Source organism: Streptomyces sp. NPDC057253 (assembly GCF_042669125.1).
Taxonomy (GTDB): Bacteria; Actinomycetota; Actinomycetes; order Streptomycetales; family Streptomycetaceae; genus Streptomyces.
In genome coordinates, this window is record NZ_JBHUXV010000049.1 from 50450 (window position 1) to 64920 (window position 14471).

A 14471-nucleotide genomic window follows, 5' to 3' on the forward strand; every position below is an offset into this window, starting at 1 on the left:
AAAGGACCCGGGGGCTGCGTTGCCCGAGTCCTCTTCCGACGAGAATAGCCCACATGAGCATTGATCCGGCAGGTCGTGTGGCACGTTCCACGGCTCGTCCGCACTCTGAGACGCGCAGACACGCACCTATACGGACGTTTCTGCACAGCGCCGACGGCGTGACGATCGATTCCGTATACGATCCGCCCGCTTTCGTATACGACGCCTCCCCGCCACCCTCCCGTGACCTCGTGTTCGTCATCGCGCACGGTTTCACCGGCGACGTGGATCGTCCTCATGTTCGCCGGGTGGTGGAAGCCCTCACCCGGTACGGCGCCGTGGTCACCTTCTCCTTCCGCGGCCACGGGGCCTCCGGCGGGCGCTCCACGGTCGGTGACCGCGAGGTGCTGGACCTGGCCGCCGCGGTGGCGTGGGCACGCGAACTCGGCCACACGTGCGTGGCGACCGTCGGCTTCTCCATGGGCGGCTCGGTGGTGCTGCGGCACGCGGCGCTGTACGGGCGGGAGAGCGGCGCCCACGCGGACGCGGTGGTCTCGGTCAGCGCACCGGCCCGCTGGTACTACCGCGGTACGGCCCCGATGCGCAGGCTGCACTGGCTGGTGACCCGCCCCGCCGGCCGCCTGGTGGGCCGCTACGGATTCCGTACCCGCATCCACCACCGGGAGTGGGACCCGGTCCCGCTCTCCCCGGTGGACGCGGTCCCGGCGATCGCCCCCACCCCCCTCCTGATCGTCCACGGCGACCGCGACGGCTACTTCCCCCTCGACCACCCGCGGATGCTCGCGGAGGCCGCCGGCGACCACGGTGAGCTGTGGATCGAGCCCATGGGCCACGCCGAGCACGCGGTCGGCGACGAGCTGCTGGGCCGGATCGGGGACTGGGCTGTCACAGCGGGCGGCTAGCCTGGGCCCCGTACATCACCGATCGATTGAGGAAGCGGATGCCAAAGGTCACGGTGCGCTACTGGGCCGCCGCGAAGGCCGCGGCCGGGATCGCCGAGGAGCCGTTCGACGCGGCCACGCTCGCCGAGGCGCTGGACGCGGCGCGTGAGCGACACCCCGGTGAACTCGTGCGCGTCCTGCGGCGATGCTCGTTCCTCGTCGACGGTGACCCCGTGGGCACCCGCGGACATGAGACGGTACGGCTGGCCGACGGCGGCACGGTCGAGGTGCTCCCGCCGTTCGCAGGAGGCTCACGATGACAAACCAGCCGAACCAGCCGAACCAGCCGAACCAGCCGTACGAGGGCTACGACCAGTACCCGCAGCAGGGCTGGCCCGCCCACGCGGACCAGGGCTACGACCGGGGCTACGACCAGGGCTACGAGGACCCGGCGTCCGCCCAGCAGCACACCCAGCAGTGGCAGGGCCGGACCTGGGAGACCCAGCTCCACACCCCGCTCCAGCAGCCCGCCCCGGAGACGGCGTACCTGCCGCAGCAGGGGTACGAGGGCGATCCCCAGGGCTACGGCACGGCGCCCACCCCACCCGGCCCCGCCCCGACACCTCCGCACGCCGGTCCGTACGTCTCCGCACCGGCCGCGGACCCCTCGGCGTACGGCCAGGTCGCCCAGCCGCACCCCGGCGCGGCCCCGCAGGCACCCGGGCCCGCCCCCGCCGGCTACGGGCCCGCCACCCTCGCCGGGAACTCCCGGGTCACCGACGCCCAGCGTGCCCGGCTCGAAGGCCGGTCCCCGATCATCGAGCCCGGCATCCAGCCGGCCGGGCTCACCGCGCTGCTCGGCCTGCTGCTGTCCGGTACGGCGGCCGTCGGGTCGTACGCCCTGCTCGTACCCCTCGTCCTCCTCCAGGCGGTCACCGCGGCCGGCTGGTTCCGGCTGAACGGCATGTGGCCCGCCCGCCAGGGCATCGCGCTGGCCTTCCTCGGCGCGCTGGTCGCGGACGCGGTGCTGCTCGTGGCGGGCCGGTCCAACGGCCCCGCCGCGATCCTCGGCACCCTCGGCGTGTGGGTCCTGCTCAGCCTGGTGCTTCAGCTGCGCTCGCACGCCGACCCGGACGAGCGGATGTACGGCCTGATGGCGACCGTCGCCTCGGCGGCGCTGGCGATCGTGGCGACCGGGTATCTCGCGGCCGACCCGGACGCGGTGTCGGTCGGCGCGGCCGCGGTGGCCGTGGCCGTCCTGGCCCGCGCGCTGCCCCTGCCGACCCCGGCCTCGGTGGTCGTCGCGCTGCTCGCCGCGGCGGGCGCGGGCATCGCGGTGGGCGGGATGACGGGCCTCGGCGCGAAGGGCGCGCTGCTCGGCGCGGGCGCGGCGGTGTGCGCGCTGATCGGCCACCGGGTCGCGAGCTACGACTACCCGTCCCGCTTCGTGCACTTCACCGCGGGCGTGGCCCTGCCGCTGGCGGCGGCGGCTCCGGCGGTGTACGTCCTGGGCCGGGCGATCAGCTAGGCGTCTCGGTCCAGAGACAGAAGGGGTGCCCGGACGGGTCGTACAGGACCCGTACGTCGTCCTGCGGCTGGTGGTCGGCGAGCCGCGCCCCCTCCGCCACGGCCCGCGCGACCTCGGCCTCCAGGTCGTCCACCTCGATGTCCAGGTGCAGCATCATCTGCTGGTCGCCGGGCTTCCGGGTGGGCCAGACCGGCGGGACGTACTCGGGTTCGGTCTCGAAGGCGAGGGACGTGCCCGCGGTGCCGGGCGGCGGGCCGATGAGCACCCAGTGCGGTTCCTCGGCGCGCACCACGTAGCCGAGCAGGCGCTGGTAGAAGGCGGCGAGCTCATGGGCGTCGTGGGCGTCGAGGACGACGGTGGACAGCCTCGCGGAGGAGGGTGCGGGGGCCTGCCCGCTGCTCTCGGAAGAGGACATGCACGCCTTCCTACTGGCGCCGCTTCTTCCCGTCCAGCTCGTCCCACCACTCGTCGGACTTCGGGTCGCCGGAGGGGTCGTCCCACCAGCGGTCGTCGGGGCCGCGCCGGTTGGCGACCATCGCTGCGAGCGGCGGGATCACCATGGCCACCACGCACATCCCCACGGCCACCGGGATCGACCAGAGCCGCACGACTCCCCAGGCCAGGACGAACAGGCCGATGCAGGTGCCCATCATGGCGAAATAGACATGCCGTCGTCGCGCCAACATGCCTCAAGCGTAGGCCCGCACAGGCCGAAGGGCCGCACCCCGGGGGGTACGGCCCTTCCACTGCTCAGGCGCCTCAGACCGCGATCGCGACCTCGGCGAGACCGCCCTGCTGGGCGACGACCGTACGGTCCGCGGTGCCGCCCGGAACCAGGGCGCGGACGGTCCAGGTGCCCTCGGCCGCGTAGAAGCGGAACTGGCCCGTCGCGGAGGTCGGGACCTCCGCCGTGAACTCGCCGGTCGAGTCCAGGAGGCGGACGTAGCCCACCACAGGCTCGCCGTCACGCGTCACCTGTCCCTGGATCGTGGTCTCACCGGGCTTGATCGTCGAGGCGTCCGGGCCGCCGGCCTTCGCTCCACACATGTCTTTCTCCAAAAAGGGGTCTGACCGGAAGGAAGGCCGGTCGGGTGGGACTGATCTGCTTACTTGTTGGCGCCGAGCTCGATCGGAACACCGACCAGGGAGCCGTACTCGGTCCAGGAGCCGTCGTAGTTCTTGACGTTCTCGACACCGAGCAGCTCGTGCAGCACGAACCAGGTCAGGGCCGAGCGCTCACCGATACGGCAGTACGCGATGGTGTCCTTGGCGAGGTCGACCTGCTCCTCGGCGTAGAGCTCCTTGAGCTCCTCGTCCGACTTGAAGGTGCCGTCGTCGTTGGCGTTCTTCGACCACGGGATGTTGCGCGCGGACGGGACGTGACCCGGACGCTGCGACTGCTCCTGCGGCAGGTGGGCCGGGGCCAGGAGCTTCCCGGAGAACTCGTCGGGGGAGCGCACGTCGACCAGGTTCTGCGAACCGATGGCCGCCACCACGTCGTCACGGAAGGCACGGATCGAGGTGTCCTGGGCCTTGGCCTTGTAGTCGGTCGTGGGACGCTCGGGCACGTCCTCGACCAGCTCGCGGGCGTCCAGCTCCCACTTCTTGCGGCCACCGTCGAGCAGCTTGACGTTCTCGTGGCCGTACAGCTTGAAGTACCAGTAGGCGTAGGACGCGAACCAGTTGTTGTTGCCGCCGTAGAGGATCACCAGGGTGTCGTTGGCGATGCCCTTCGCCGACAGGAGCTTCTCGAAGCCCTCCTGGTCGATGAAGTCACGGCGGACCGGGTCCTGCAGGTCCTTCGTCCAGTCGATGCGGATCGCGTTGCGGATGTGGTTCTTCTCGTAGGCGGACGTGTCTTCGTCCACCTCCACGATCGCGATGTTCGGGTCGTCGAGGTTGGCCTCGACCCAGTCGGCGTCGACCAGGACGTCGCTGCGGCTCATGCTCTTTCTCCTCCGGGGCAGTTGCGGCGGGGCGTGCGGAAGGGTGCGCGAGGCGCACGGATGCCCTGGGGGCGCCAGGGCAAGGGGATGCGGAGGTCGATGCCGTCCGCTCAGAAGGGGCGACAGAGCATGGCGGCGACGCGGCACAGGTCTACTGCCCGCCGCTTCGTGAGATCCGCCTGTCGCTTCATGGTGTCGATCGTAGGGACGGACATACCGGCATGTCACCGGTGTGTCGCATGCTGAGATGCGATCGTCCGGAATGTGGGACCAGTGACGCGCCCGGGCCGTGCCCGTACGGCTCCCGGGCGGATGCGGCCGTCATCGCATCTACGGTACGGACGTCACCGTCTCGCCTGTCGGACGGCCGGGGTCCGGTCCGACGCGAGTCCTACCCGGCGAGCTTGACGTTCGAACCCTTGACGGCGATCTCCACACCGTTCTTCCCCGGTACGACCTTGTCGAGCCCGATGCCGCCCGGCAGCCCCTCGATCTTCTGGTCGAAGTCGGCGATCGAACGGAAGTCGGTGTCCGCGAGGGTGATGCTGCCGAAGCTGGGGATCGAGTCGGCGTGCACCCGGACGGTGTTCCCGTCGACGACGCTGACGCTGCTGAGCACGGAGACCGGCTCCTTCAGGGCGCTGATGTCGATGTCGACCTTGATCTTCCCGTCGCCTCCGTCGGAGAGGCCGACGACCCGCGCGGTGATGCCCAGCGGCAGCCGGGTCTCCTGCGACTTGGCCGCCTTCAGCAGCTGGTCGTAGGCGATGGTCGCGGTGCCGGAGGCCGTGGAGGCGGTGGCGGAGCTGTAGTCGCCGGAGAACGCGACGCCCTTCATGGCGGCGTTCAGGTCGTCGATGCGGATGGTGCCGCCGCTGGTGCCGGTGTCCGCGGCGTAGTCCTTCATGCCGACCTGGACGTCGTCCAGCTCACCGCCGGCCACCTGGGTCAGGAACGGGAACCCCTTGATGTCCACGCTCGGGGTCGTGGTCAGCCCCTCCTGAGTCTTCAGCCGGTCGGCGACCTCGCCCTCCGCGAAGTGGACCGCGAGACGGTCGGCGGCGACGAACAGCCCGCCGAGAATCACGGTGATGATCAGAAGTATTCGCAGGGCGCGCATGCGGTGGGTCCCCCAGAGCGGCGGTGGTGTCCATGGACGGATGACCGCCCAGCGCGAGAGTAGTCCCGCCGGGTAAGGGGACCGCGAGATTGTCGATCACCTGTGACAGGGCGATACTTCGCACCGGCGACGAAACGGGGGCTCACCGATGGCACAGGTCTGGCTGCGGGACGGACTGGACCCGGACGCCCCGGAGGCGGTGGTGGTCGCCGTGGTGGTCGATCCAGCAGGCCCACCGGAGGAACGCGCCGTCGCCGAGCTCTTCTCCTGCGCGTACGAGGGCGAGGACAGCTTCCTGCTGGTCCGGACCGACGGCTGGGCCGAACGCCGGTTGCGGGAAGACGTCCTGACGGTCGAGATCGTGGTCAACGCGGCCGTCCTGCACCGACTGGGGGCGCATGCGGCCGGCTCCCCGGCACCCGCGGCCGGCTCCTCGGCACCCCCGGCCGGCGCACCGGACACGGTCCGGCTGCTCCGGGCGAGTACGCGCGTCGATCCGAGCCGGTACGACCAGGCCCTCGCCGTCACGGTCGTGCTGACGGCTCCGGCAGGTGCGCCGGACGAGCGGATCGTGGCCGAGCTCCGGTCCCGGGAGTCCTGGCCGCTGATCCTGGCCCCGCCGCCCGGCGGTCAGTAGACGAGCGCCTGCGTCCCGTCCGCGAGGGCCTCCTGCACGAACACCTGGGCGCCCGCGATCCGTACGCCCTCGATGACGTCCTTCTCCGTGATGTCCCGCCGGGCCGCGCACTGCGTGCACAGGGTGACGCGCCCGCCCGCGAGCAGCGCCTCGATCAGCTCGGGCAGCGGCGCCGCGTGCGGCAGCTCGAACTCGGCGGCCCGCCCCGGCAGCGCGAACCACGCCGACTCCCCGGTCAGCCACAGCGACACGTCCACGCCGCTGGCCACGGCCACCGCCGCCACGGTGAACGCCTGCGAGCACCGCTCGGGCGCGTCGGCCCCCGCGGTCACCTTGATCACGAGCTTCTTCGCCATGCGGGCAGCGTAATGCGTGCCCGGGCACGGCACGCGTGTCCGGATCGTGATCGGCCGGCGCCACAACTGTGGGCGCCCACCAGCCGTCTCCTGTGCGGCGCGCATGCGGAATGCGTGCCTCATGCCTGGTGGGAGACGCCGTTGAAGTACCCGAGGAGAAAGCTGATCGCCGCCGCGGCCGTACTCGGCGTCGTGGCCGGGGCGGGTGCCGGATACCTGGTCCAGGCGGCCCGGGAGCCGAGGCTACCCCTGCTCGTCCAGCCGACGCTCCCGCAGGCCCGCGGGCCCCAGCCGGAGCCGCTCACCGCCGAGCAGGACCGCAAGGTCAGGAACGACGGCGACCTGCGCGAGCTGCTGCTGGAGAAGCCGGGCGGGACGACCACGCCGGACTGGGTGGCGCCCCAGGGCTGGATGGACCGGGGCGAGTACGCCGACCTGTCGGACGAACCCGACAGCTACTACGAGCACCTCGAGGAGCAGGAGTTCCTCCGGGCGGCGGTCACCGGCTGGGACGCGGGCGGCCACCAGGTGGAGATCTTGCTGGCCCAGTTCGAGCAGCGGGAGGCCCCGGCGGCCCCCGCCGACGACAGTTCGCGCAGCCGGTACTGGGCCGAGACGGATCCGGACGTGCGGACTCGCCCGCTGCCCGGCACCGGCGAGGGCAAGGTGTACGTCCACCCGGATCCGTCCGCCGAGACCACTGCCCTCCCCGGCGTCAGCGCGGAGGCGCACGCGTCACGCGGCGACCTCTCCCTGCACATCTGGGTCTACGGCGACGACCCGGTCCCCTTGAGCACGATCATGGATCTGGCCGAGCGACAGATGGAGCGGTTGTGAGGGGGACGCGGGCGGTGTCCGCCCTGCGCTGGATCGGGGTGGTGGCCGTCTTCGCCGTGGCGGGGACCGCCTCCGCGTACGGCGTCACCCGCCTGGACCGGGAGGACGTGCCGGGGTTCGCGGCGGCGACGGAGGGGGTGTGGGAGTACCCGCGCCTGAGCGGTCCGCCGCTGCCCTCCGACAGCCCCGCCCCGTTCGCCGACGAGGACGAGCCGGGCGTCCACCACGCGGATCTGCGGGCCCTGGTCCTGCCCGCGCCGAAGGGGGCGGAGGAGGACCGGGCGCTGCGCGGCTCCGACGGGTGGCTGGCGACCGACGCCTTCCTGTCGGCGTACGCCGAGCCGGACCGGGCCGCCCTCGGGCAGTTGCTCGTCGACACCGGGCTGCGGCACATCGCCGCGCGCGGCTGGACCACGGAGGACGGCACGCACACCCGTGTCTACCTCCTCCACTTCGGGACGGCGGCGGTCGTGGACGACCTGTTCCACCAGCACCTGGCACCCCGGGACGCCCCGGGCCACCGGGTACGCGGCGCGGAACGGTCCGTCCAGGACGCGGACCTGCCCGACGCGTCCGGCAGCGCGGAGATCCGCCGCGCCGCGTACGACGAGCGGCGGACGTACGGCGCCGAGCACGTCCGCCAGGCCTATCTGTCCGCCGGGGACGTGCTGGCGGTGGTGCTCCAGGCCCGCGAGGGGTCCGTGGAGACCGTGCCCTTCGCGCAGACCCTGGCTCTCCAGACCCAGCTGCTGTCCTGAGCCGCGGATGTGTCCGGATCGTGATCAACCCCCTGTACAACTCTGGGGATTGGCCAGGGGTCTCCTGTGAAGCGCGCATACGGAATGCGCGCTTCACGCTTTGTGGGGGACGCATTGGAAGTGCCCGAAGAGACGGCTGATGCGCGGTTCGAGCCGGTTGAGCCGGTTGCCCCGGCACCGGTTGTCCCGGCACCGGTGGCCGAGCCCCGGCCGCCGCGCCGCCGGGGCCGTACGGCTGTGTTGATCGCGGCCGCGGCCGTGCTCGGTGTCGTCGCCGGGACCTGCACCGGATATCTGATCCAGGCCGACCGCGACCCGACGGCGCTGCCCTCGCTCTCGCAGCCGGTGCTCGCGCAGGCGAAGGGGGACGGCCCCGAGCCGCTGTCCGCCGCGCAGGACCGTCGGGTCAGGACCGACGGCGACCTGCGCAAGCTGCTGGTGAAGAAGCCGGCCGGGACCAAGACGGCGGCCTGGCTGTCCTCGGTCGACGGCTGGCTGAGCCTGCCCGCGTACGCGAACACCTACGTCAAGCCGGGCGGGGCCTTCGGTGAAGCCGTCGGCTTCGAGTTCCGCCGGGCGGTGTCCACGGGGTGGACCAAGGGCCAGGCGGACTTCGAGGTGCGCCTGGTCCAGTACCGGCAGCAGGAGGTCCTCGGGGCCTCCGAGGTCACGTCGGGCAACCAGTACTGGGCGGCCGACGAGTCCCGCACCCGGAGCTGGAGCATTCCCGGCTCGGAGAACGGCATGGTGTACGTCCACGACAAGCCGGAGACCAAGCCCGGGTATCTGCCGCAGTACTACGCCGAGGCGTACGCGTGGCGGGGCGACATCGCGGTCATGGTCTGGATCTACGACACCAAGCCGGTCCCCAAGAAGACGATCATGGACCTGGCCGAGCGGCAGATGGAGCGGCTGTGAGTGAGAACGCCGAGAACGCCGTCGATGCCGAGGCCGCTGTGAGTGAGGGGGCCGTGGAGCAGCCCGCCCGTGCTGGTCGGGCCGGTCGGGGTGGCCGTATCGCCGCCATCGCCGTGTCGGTCGTGGCGGCCGGGGCCGTCGTGGCGGGGGTCGGGTACACGGTCGTCACCGTGAACGGCGCGAACCGCGACGCGGGCAAGCCGGTGTGGACGTTCCCGAAGGGGGGCGAGGCCGGAGCCGGGCAGGCGAAGGCGGCGTCCCTGAAGGGGCTGGGCGCGATGCTCGTGCCGTACGGGGCCGACGGGTGGAGCAGGGGGCCGGACATGGGGGAGTTCGGATCCGACGCGCAGCTCAGCGGGGCCCGGGCGACGGCGCTGGCGAAGGAGTCGCTCAGCGGGTTGCCACGCAGTGAGCGCAGGGAGCTGGAGAAGCGGATCGACAAGCAGCGCATCTCGGGGATCGCGATGCGCAGTTACATCAGCACCGAGGAGCTGTCCTCCGTCTACACGGACCAGGCCTCCGTGGTGACCGTCCAGCTGGCCCAGATGGCGAGCACGACGGCGGTTCGCAGCCTCGCCCGCTCCCAGCGGAGCTTCCTCGACGCCCTCGGGGTCTTCGACGAGGGCCCGAAGATCGAGGGCCACAAGGACGCGGCCTGCTACCTGCCGCCGTCGGACAAGAAGGACGGCAAGAACGGCCTCCAGTCCATGTACTGCGTCGCCGCGCAGGGCAACGTCCTGGTCACCCTCAACGCGACCAGCGCGAAGCCCCTCCAGAAGACAGGCATAGCCATGTTCCTGCGCGAACAGCTCGACCGCATCGAGGAGCCGGGGGAGGCGGTATGACCCACCAGGTGGAAGGAACCGACCACAGCGCGAGCACGGCCGGCACGTCGGCGTCCGCTGCCACGGGAGAGCCTGTCTCGGCAGGGGCAGGGGCAGCGGCACCGACACCCGCACCTACTCCCGCTCCGCCCTCCGGGACCGAGCCGGCTCCTGACCCCGACCCGGCGTCCGAGCCCGCGGCCGTATCCACGACCGCCCCCACCACCTCACCGGAGCCCACCTCGGCCTCACCGGAGCCCACCCCGGCCCCACCGGAGCCCACCCCGTTCGCACCCCCCGCACCGCACCCCCTCAAGTCCCGCCGCCTCCTGCGCGCCACCCTGCGCTGGACCGCCGCGCTGGTCGTCTTCGCGGCTGTGGGGGCCGGGACCGCGTACGGGATCGCGGGGATGGAGCGGACCGATGTTCCCGGGCTCGGGACCGTGTCGGACGGGAGGTGGGTGTACCCCACGCTCACGAAGCCGCCGTTGCCGAAGGGCAGCCCCGGGCCGCTCGCCGAGGGAAACAAGACCGGGACCCACTACGCCGACCTGCGCGAGCTGGTGCTGCCCGCGCCGAAGGGAGCGACGGCGGACGCGGCGCTGCGCGGCACCGACGGCTGGCTCCCGACGAAGGACCTCCTCGCGGAGTACGGGGAGAAGGCCGACCGCGAGGAGCTGGCGCAGAAGTTCACCGAGTACGAGCTGCGGCACATCGCGGCGCGCGGCTGGACCACCCCCGACGGCACGCACACCCGCGTCTACCTGCTCCAGTTCGACACCGCGGCCGTCGTCGACGAGCTCACCGGCCAGATCGCCCCGTACGGCGGCCCGGGCTACCAGCTGCGCGGCGCGGCCGACTCGGTCCCCGACGACCACTTCCCGGACAAGGCCCGGATCGAGGACGTCATGCACGTCGTCTACACCGAGTCCAAGCCGTACGGTGCCACGCAGACCCGGCACGCCTACCTGGCCGCCGGCGACGTCCTCGCCCTGGTGATCCAGGACCGCAAGGGCACCGCGAACCCGGTTCCCTTCCAGCAGACCGTGACCCTCCAGAGCCAGCTCCTGGGGTGAGGAGGCCCGCACGGTCCCCCGGGCCCCGGCCGCGTAAGCTGGGGCCCGGCCCTGTTTACATGCACCGCACCCCGCTCATCCGAGGAGCACCCCGTGGAGATCTTCTTCGAAGCCCTGCTGGTCCTGGTCTGCGTCGGCGTTCTCGCCTTCGCCTACCTGACCGTGAAGAAGCTGTACCAGGGCCAGCGCTGACCCCCGTCTAGGAACCGCCACTCATGATCGAGATCCCGTCCGACCTCCACAAGGACCTCGTCCCGCTCGCCTTCCTGCTCGGCAACTGGGCCGGCGCGGGCGTGCACGACTTCCCTGGCTCGGAGAAGTGCAACTTCGGCCAGGAGGTGACCTTCGGCCACGACGGCCGGGACTTCCTGGAGTACACGTCCCACACCTGGGTCCTCGACAACGACGGCAACAAGGTCCGCCCGCTGGAGACCGAGCACGGCTTCTGGCGCATCGACAGCGACCGCAAGGTCGAGGTGACGATGGTCCGCGACGACGGCGTGGTCGAGATCTGGTACGGCGAGATGGCCGACCAGAAGCCGCAGATCGACCTGGTGACGGACGCCGTCGCGCGCACGGCCGCCTCCGGGCCGTACAGCGGTGGCAAGCGTTTGTACGGCTACGTCAAGAGCGACCTCATGTGGGTCGGCGAGAAGCAGACCCCCGAGGTCGAGCTTCGCCCCTACATGTCGGCCCACCTGAAGAAGGTCGTCACGCCGGAGGAGGTCGAGCGCTGGGCCAAGGCCCTGCCCGACGACATGCCGGACGACGGCATCGCCTTCTTCAAGTAGACCGACGGGCGGATCGGCGACCGGCTGATCGGTTGTCGGCGGTCCGCGGGATCAGTAGATGGTGATCTGCTCGATCTTGTGGACCTTGCCGCTGGGCGAGCCGGACGCCAGGCCCAGGTCGAACGCCGTCCACTTCGCGAGCCGTCCCGAGTCCCACAGGGGACCGCCCAGGACCGTGCGGTACTTGAAGCTGACCTCGTTGTTGCCGGTGCTCGTCCAGCCCACGCCGTAGATGGCGACGTCGACGGTGCCGGCGTTGGCGAAGCAGGGGTTGACGCCGTCGACCTCGAAGTACAGGAAGTCGTTGCGGCCCGCGCAGTCCACCCGGTTGATGGCGTGGGCGGGGAGGGCGGTGGCGACGGTGGCCGTCAGCGCGGCACCGGTGACACCGGCTAAGCGCAGGGCCCGGCGGACGATCGAGCGGTTCATCGAGGACCTCTGGTTCTCTCGGGGATCTTCCGGCGAGTGAGAGAGGCAGGGAACCGCACAGGTTGCCAAGGGAAGGCAAAATCCTTCGGTGGACGCCCTTTACGGCATCGGTCCTAGACTTGGGCCCGTGGTGAGCACCGACTGGAAGAGCGACCTCAGGCAGCGCGGCTACCGGCTGACGCCGCAGCGCCAGCTTGTCCTCGAAGCTGTGGACACCCTGGAACACGCGACCCCCGACGACATCCTCACGGAAGTGAAGAAAACGGCCTCGGGGGTCAACATCTCCACGGTCTACCGGACCCTGGAGCTCCTGGAGGAGCTCGGCCTGGTCAGCCATGCCCACCTCGGGCACGGAGCGCCGACGTACCACCTCGCCGACCGTCACCACCACATCCACCTGGTCTGCCGCGACTGCCAGAACGTCATCGAGGCCGACATCCAGGTGGCCGCCGAGTTCACGGCCAAGCTGCGCGACACCTTCGGCTTCGAGACCGACATGAAGCACTTCGCGATCTTCGGCCGCTGCAAGGACTGTTCTCTCAAGGCTTCAACTACCGAGTCGTAGGCTTGTGCATATGAAGAGCCCCCTGCTGTCCCTGCCCGGTGCCGTCCCCGCCGAGGGCGTGGACGAAGGCGTAGCCGCGCACTACGGCGATCTGTTCCGCGAACAGCGCGCCCTGGCCGACGGCACCGGTTTCGTCGACCTCTCGCACCGCGGTGTCGTCTCCGTCACCGGTGACGACCGCCTCAGCTGGCTGCACCTGCTGCTCACCCAGCACGTCAGCGACCTGCCCACCGGCCAGGCCACCGAGGCGCTGATCCTCTCCGCGCACGGTCACATCGAACACGCCCTGTACCTCGTCGACGACGGCACGACCGTCTGGGCCCACGTCGAACCGGGCACCCAGGGCGCGTTGATCGCCTACCTGGAGTCGATGAAGTTCTTCTACCGGGTCGAAGTCGCCGACCGCACCGACGAGTTCGCGATCGTCCACCTGCCCGCCGGGTCCATCGCCGAGGTCCCGGACGGAGTCGTCGTACGCGAGACGCCGTACGGCCGCGATCTCTTCCTGCCGCGTGCCGAACTGGAGTCGTACGCAGAGAAGTCCGGACCCGCGGCCGGGCTGCTGGCCTACGAGGCGCTGCGCGTCGAGCACCACCGCCCCCGGCTCGGCTTCGAGACCGACCACCGCACCATCCCGCACGAGCTGGGCTGGATCGGTACGGCGGTGCACCTCCAGAAGGGCTGCTACCGCGGCCAGGAGACCGTCGCCCGCGTCCAGAACCTCGGCAAGCCCCCGCGGCGCCTGGTCTTCCTGCACCTGGACGGCAGCGAGGTCCATCTGCCGCCCGCCGGCGCCGACCTCCGGCTCGCGGACGAGGGGCCCGACGGCCGCAAGATCGGCTTCGTGACGACGTCCGTACGGCACCACGAGCTCGGTCCGGTCGCCCTCGCCCTGGTCAAGCGGAACGTCCCGCCGGACGCGCGACTCGTCGCGGACACCACGGCCGCGGCTCAGGAAGTCGTCGTAGAGCCGTAGAGCCGTAGAGGCGTGGGGCTGTGGGGGCCTGGCGGCCTGGATCGGTCGACGTCACTGCGAGCAGTTCTCGCCGCCCGCGTCCAGCGTCACCCACACCGAGGCCCGGTGGGCCGGGTCGGTGCCCGGTGGCAGCCGGGTGCTGACCAGGCCCGCCACGGCCGCGTCCGCCTTCGCCGGGACCAGCTGGACGCCGGTGTAGGTGGTGGCGCCGAGCAGGTAGTCGGAGGTGGTGTCCGGGACCAGCACCGCGCTGATCTCGAAGCTCGCCCCCCGCTGTGCCGGGAAGTCGCCGATCTGCGGACAGGCGTCCCAGCTGGTCGGGTCGGTCGGGCTGGTTGCGCCGGTCGCCTGTGCCTCCGGGCCGGGCGCCTGCCCGGTCAGGTGTGCCCGGCCCAGCAGATACAGGTTTGCCTCGCCCTTCTTGTGGGCGACCAGCCAGAGGCTGTGGCGCGGCGGGATCACGGCGACGCCGTAGACCTTCTGGTGCTGCCGGACCGAGGCGGCCTGCTGCGGGTACTGGATCCGGACGGATGCCGTCCGGGTCGCGGACGGCGTCGGCGGTGCGGTCGCCGGTTCGTCGGCGCCCCCGCCGAGGCCGGTGAGCGCCGAGACCACCGCGGCCATCCCGGTCAGCCCGCCCAGCGCGGTGATCAGGAAACCGGTCAGCAGGACGGCACGCGGGATGCTCTGCGGGCCCGACAACGTTTCCGGCTGCCCGTCGTGGTCCCGAAACTCCCCGGTCGTGATGCGTGTGTTCATGCCCTGCCCTGGCTCTCCCCGTCGTGAGCGCCCCGCCCCCCGCGCGGGGCGCGCTCCACCTCCAGGGTGG

The 14471-nt window shown here is 71.3% G+C and carries 21 protein-coding genes; 12 read left to right on the plus strand and 9 right to left on the minus strand.

Annotated elements, in window-relative coordinates; all coding sequences use genetic code 11:
• The first annotated feature begins 53 nt into the window (after positions 1 to 53).
• The 3 genes from ACFULQ_RS25675 to ACFULQ_RS25685 are packed head-to-tail and all read left to right on the plus strand — an operon-like array spanning position 54 to position 2409.
• Complete coding sequence (locus ACFULQ_RS25675; protein ID WP_383547602.1) at positions 54 to 902, plus strand: alpha/beta hydrolase; 849 nt, start codon at positions 54 to 56, stop codon at positions 900 to 902.
• Between the two features lie 38 nt (positions 903 to 940).
• Positions 941 to 1201 carry a MoaD/ThiS family protein gene (locus tag ACFULQ_RS25680; protein WP_020140204.1) on the plus strand — a complete coding sequence of 87 codons (261 nt, stop codon included), beginning with the start codon at positions 941 to 943 and terminating at the stop codon, positions 1199 to 1201.
• Positions 1198 to 2409 carry a hypothetical protein gene (locus ACFULQ_RS25685; protein WP_383547605.1) on the plus strand — a complete coding sequence of 404 codons (1212 nt, stop codon included), beginning with the start codon at positions 1198 to 1200 and terminating at the stop codon, positions 2407 to 2409. Before ACFULQ_RS25680 ends, ACFULQ_RS25685 begins: the two co-directional genes overlap by 4 nt.
• Here ACFULQ_RS25685 and ACFULQ_RS25690 read toward each other — a convergent pair.
• The 6 genes from ACFULQ_RS25690 to ACFULQ_RS25715 all read right to left on the minus strand — a co-directional run bounded on the left by ACFULQ_RS25690 (position 2402) and on the right by ACFULQ_RS25715 (position 5475).
• A complete protein-coding gene (locus ACFULQ_RS25690; RefSeq protein ID WP_383547609.1) occupies positions 2402 to 2824 on the minus strand; it encodes a VOC family protein in 423 nt (140 codons plus the stop codon). The two genes, ACFULQ_RS25685 and ACFULQ_RS25690, sit on opposite strands and share 8 nt — an antisense overlap.
• 10 nt (positions 2825 to 2834) lie before the next feature.
• Entirely contained in the window at positions 2835 to 3095 is a 261-nt protein-coding gene (locus tag ACFULQ_RS25695) for a DUF3099 domain-containing protein (protein ID WP_383547612.1), read from the minus strand.
• A 73-nt stretch (positions 3096 to 3168) separates the two neighbouring features.
• Complete coding sequence (locus ACFULQ_RS25700; protein ID WP_007382995.1) at positions 3169 to 3456, minus strand: DUF1416 domain-containing protein; 288 nt, start codon at positions 3454 to 3456, stop codon at positions 3169 to 3171.
• Positions 3457 to 3515: 59 nt separating this feature from the next.
• Positions 3516 to 4355 carry a sulfurtransferase gene (locus ACFULQ_RS25705; RefSeq protein ID WP_383547615.1) on the minus strand — a complete coding sequence of 280 codons (840 nt, stop codon included), beginning with the start codon at positions 4353 to 4355 and terminating at the stop codon, positions 3516 to 3518.
• 110 nt (positions 4356 to 4465) lie between these two features.
• Positions 4466 to 4570: a putative leader peptide gene (locus tag ACFULQ_RS25710; RefSeq protein WP_383547619.1), complete on the minus strand. Its 105-nt coding sequence runs from the start codon at positions 4568 to 4570 to the stop codon at positions 4466 to 4468.
• 176 nt (positions 4571 to 4746) lie between these two features.
• The gene (locus ACFULQ_RS25715; RefSeq protein ID WP_383547622.1) at positions 4747 to 5475 is read right to left on the minus strand and encodes a DUF2993 domain-containing protein; all 729 of its coding nucleotides are present in this window, start codon (positions 5473 to 5475) and stop codon (positions 4747 to 4749) included.
• 148 nt (positions 5476 to 5623) lie between these two features.
• Between ACFULQ_RS25715 and ACFULQ_RS25720 the strand changes: the two genes are divergently transcribed.
• Positions 5624 to 6112, plus strand: coding sequence for a hypothetical protein (locus ACFULQ_RS25720; RefSeq protein ID WP_383547625.1), 489 nt, complete (start codon positions 5624 to 5626; stop codon positions 6110 to 6112).
• Here ACFULQ_RS25720 and ACFULQ_RS25725 read toward each other — a convergent pair.
• Positions 6106 to 6468 carry a DsrE family protein gene (locus tag ACFULQ_RS25725; protein WP_020140198.1) on the minus strand — a complete coding sequence of 121 codons (363 nt, stop codon included), beginning with the start codon at positions 6466 to 6468 and terminating at the stop codon, positions 6106 to 6108. The two genes, ACFULQ_RS25720 and ACFULQ_RS25725, sit on opposite strands and share 7 nt — an antisense overlap.
• A 141-nt stretch (positions 6469 to 6609) precedes the next feature.
• Between ACFULQ_RS25725 and ACFULQ_RS25730 the strand changes: the two genes are divergently transcribed.
• The 6 genes from ACFULQ_RS25730 to ACFULQ_RS25755 all read left to right on the plus strand — a co-directional run bounded on the left by ACFULQ_RS25730 (position 6610) and on the right by ACFULQ_RS25755 (position 11672).
• The gene (locus ACFULQ_RS25730; RefSeq protein WP_383547628.1) at positions 6610 to 7305 is read left to right on the plus strand and encodes a hypothetical protein; all 696 of its coding nucleotides are present in this window, start codon (positions 6610 to 6612) and stop codon (positions 7303 to 7305) included.
• Positions 7302 to 8063 carry a hypothetical protein gene (locus ACFULQ_RS25735; protein ID WP_383547631.1) on the plus strand — a complete coding sequence of 254 codons (762 nt, stop codon included), beginning with the start codon at positions 7302 to 7304 and terminating at the stop codon, positions 8061 to 8063. Before ACFULQ_RS25730 ends, ACFULQ_RS25735 begins: the two co-directional genes overlap by 4 nt.
• 195 nt (positions 8064 to 8258) lie before the next feature.
• Complete coding sequence (locus tag ACFULQ_RS25740) at positions 8259 to 8981, plus strand: hypothetical protein (RefSeq protein ID WP_383547634.1); 723 nt, start codon at positions 8259 to 8261, stop codon at positions 8979 to 8981.
• On the plus strand, positions 8978 to 9826 hold the full coding sequence (locus ACFULQ_RS25745) for a hypothetical protein (RefSeq protein WP_383547637.1): 849 nt from the start codon (positions 8978 to 8980) through the stop codon (positions 9824 to 9826). Before ACFULQ_RS25740 ends, ACFULQ_RS25745 begins: the two co-directional genes overlap by 4 nt.
• A complete protein-coding gene (locus tag ACFULQ_RS25750) occupies positions 9823 to 10881 on the plus strand; it encodes a hypothetical protein (protein ID WP_383547640.1) in 1059 nt (352 codons plus the stop codon). The genes ACFULQ_RS25745 and ACFULQ_RS25750 overlap by 4 nt, the downstream gene beginning before the upstream one ends.
• Positions 10882 to 11096: 215 nt before the next feature.
• The gene (locus ACFULQ_RS25755; RefSeq protein ID WP_356597646.1) at positions 11097 to 11672 is read left to right on the plus strand and encodes an FABP family protein; all 576 of its coding nucleotides are present in this window, start codon (positions 11097 to 11099) and stop codon (positions 11670 to 11672) included.
• Positions 11673 to 11723: 51 nt separating this feature from the next.
• Here the strand turns inward: ACFULQ_RS25755 and ACFULQ_RS25760 are convergent, their stop codons facing one another.
• The gene (locus tag ACFULQ_RS25760; RefSeq protein WP_383547643.1) at positions 11724 to 12101 is read right to left on the minus strand and encodes a beta/gamma crystallin domain-containing protein; all 378 of its coding nucleotides are present in this window, start codon (positions 12099 to 12101) and stop codon (positions 11724 to 11726) included.
• Between the two features lie 127 nt (positions 12102 to 12228).
• Here ACFULQ_RS25760 and ACFULQ_RS25765 point away from each other — a divergent pair, with 127 nt between their 5' ends.
• Both ACFULQ_RS25765 and ACFULQ_RS25770 read left to right on the plus strand, forming a co-directional pair.
• On the plus strand, positions 12229 to 12666 hold the full coding sequence (locus ACFULQ_RS25765) for a Fur family transcriptional regulator (protein WP_383547646.1): 438 nt from the start codon (positions 12229 to 12231) through the stop codon (positions 12664 to 12666).
• Between the two features lie 10 nt (positions 12667 to 12676).
• The gene (locus ACFULQ_RS25770; RefSeq protein ID WP_383547649.1) at positions 12677 to 13642 is read left to right on the plus strand and encodes a YgfZ/GcvT domain-containing protein; all 966 of its coding nucleotides are present in this window, start codon (positions 12677 to 12679) and stop codon (positions 13640 to 13642) included.
• 51 nt (positions 13643 to 13693) lie between these two features.
• Here ACFULQ_RS25770 and ACFULQ_RS25775 read toward each other — a convergent pair whose 3' ends face one another.
• Positions 13694 to 14401 (minus strand): hypothetical protein, encoded by a 708-nt coding sequence (locus ACFULQ_RS25775; RefSeq protein WP_383547652.1) that lies wholly within the window; start codon positions 14399 to 14401, stop codon positions 13694 to 13696.
• Between the last annotated feature and the right edge of the window lie 70 nt (positions 14402 to 14471).

Coding starts and splice junctions, on each gene's coding strand:
- ACFULQ_RS25675 (WP_383547602.1), top strand. CDS start 54: ATGAGCATTGATCCGGCAGGTCGTGTGGCACGTTCCACGGCTCGTCCG.
- ACFULQ_RS25680 (WP_020140204.1), top strand. CDS start 941: ATGCCAAAGGTCACGGTGCGCTACTGGGCCGCCGCGAAGGCCGCGGCC.
- ACFULQ_RS25685 (WP_383547605.1), top strand. CDS start 1,198: ATGACAAACCAGCCGAACCAGCCGAACCAGCCGAACCAGCCGTACGAG.
- ACFULQ_RS25690 (WP_383547609.1), bottom strand. CDS start 2,824: ATGTCCTCTTCCGAGAGCAGCGGGCAGGCCCCCGCACCCTCCTCCGCG.
- ACFULQ_RS25695 (WP_383547612.1), bottom strand. CDS start 3,095: ATGTTGGCGCGACGACGGCATGTCTATTTCGCCATGATGGGCACCTGC.
- ACFULQ_RS25700 (WP_007382995.1), bottom strand. CDS start 3,456: ATGTGTGGAGCGAAGGCCGGCGGCCCGGACGCCTCGACGATCAAGCCC.
- ACFULQ_RS25705 (WP_383547615.1), bottom strand. CDS start 4,355: ATGAGCCGCAGCGACGTCCTGGTCGACGCCGACTGGGTCGAGGCCAAC.
- ACFULQ_RS25710 (WP_383547619.1), bottom strand. CDS start 4,570: ATGTCCGTCCCTACGATCGACACCATGAAGCGACAGGCGGATCTCACG.
- ACFULQ_RS25715 (WP_383547622.1), bottom strand. CDS start 5,475: ATGCGCGCCCTGCGAATACTTCTGATCATCACCGTGATTCTCGGCGGG.
- ACFULQ_RS25720 (WP_383547625.1), top strand. CDS start 5,624: ATGGCACAGGTCTGGCTGCGGGACGGACTGGACCCGGACGCCCCGGAG.
- ACFULQ_RS25725 (WP_020140198.1), bottom strand. CDS start 6,468: ATGGCGAAGAAGCTCGTGATCAAGGTGACCGCGGGGGCCGACGCGCCC.
- ACFULQ_RS25750 (WP_383547640.1), top strand. CDS start 9,823: ATGACCCACCAGGTGGAAGGAACCGACCACAGCGCGAGCACGGCCGGC.
- ACFULQ_RS25755 (WP_356597646.1), top strand. CDS start 11,097: ATGATCGAGATCCCGTCCGACCTCCACAAGGACCTCGTCCCGCTCGCC.
- ACFULQ_RS25760 (WP_383547643.1), bottom strand. CDS start 12,101: ATGAACCGCTCGATCGTCCGCCGGGCCCTGCGCTTAGCCGGTGTCACC.
- ACFULQ_RS25770 (WP_383547649.1), top strand. CDS start 12,677: ATGAAGAGCCCCCTGCTGTCCCTGCCCGGTGCCGTCCCCGCCGAGGGC.
- ACFULQ_RS25775 (WP_383547652.1), bottom strand. CDS start 14,401: ATGAACACACGCATCACGACCGGGGAGTTTCGGGACCACGACGGGCAG.